The sequence below is a fragment of the Mycobacterium angelicum genome, assembly GCF_002086155.1.
Taxonomy (GTDB): Bacteria; Actinomycetota; Actinomycetes; order Mycobacteriales; family Mycobacteriaceae; genus Mycobacterium; species Mycobacterium angelicum.
The window spans coordinates 1-492 of record NZ_MVHE01000266.1 but is presented as its reverse complement, the minus strand read 5'-3'; the positions used below and the strand labels follow the sequence as shown (position 1 = coordinate 492).

Sequence of the window (492 nt, the reverse complement as noted above, 5' to 3'; positions counted from 1 at the left end):
TTGTGTATGGTCACGTTCAGTTCCGCGGCGAGTGGCTCCATCGTCTGGTGGCAGCGCACCCGGTCGGCGGCATAAACATCGGTGGCGCCGAACGCCAGCAGCTGTGGTACCAACGCTTCTGCCTGCGCACGACCCCTCTTGTCTAGCGGTCGCTTGCTGTCGTCCCCGGAGAAGTGCGCTTTGCTGCCCGCGGTGCCATGCCGCACCACCAGCACCGTCTGAGTGTCCGCCGGGTGTTTAGCGAACCGGCACAGGACTTTTCGATCCTGGGCGTAGTCAAGCTTGTTCATCGCGTCGGGAACCGGTAACCAGATCAGCTCGTCGACCTCACTGCCGGGGGTGAATTCCCCACCGGTGCTGCGCGCTGCCCAGTAGTGCACCTTCTTGACGCCTCGAAAAGGGGAGTCGGTCGGGTAGGTCACCGTCAGGAGCCGCCTACCCAGGTTGGCGCGGTGACCGGTCTCCTCGAGTATCTCCCGCACCGCCCCCACC

1 protein-coding gene is annotated in these 492 nt (G+C 64.4%); it reads right to left on the bottom strand.

Annotated features, from left to right (window positions below; genetic code table 11):
• Nucleotides 1–492, bottom strand: a 492-nt coding sequence (locus tag BST12_RS29330; RefSeq protein ID WP_139802085.1) for an NUDIX hydrolase, incomplete at both ends; no start/stop codon positions are given.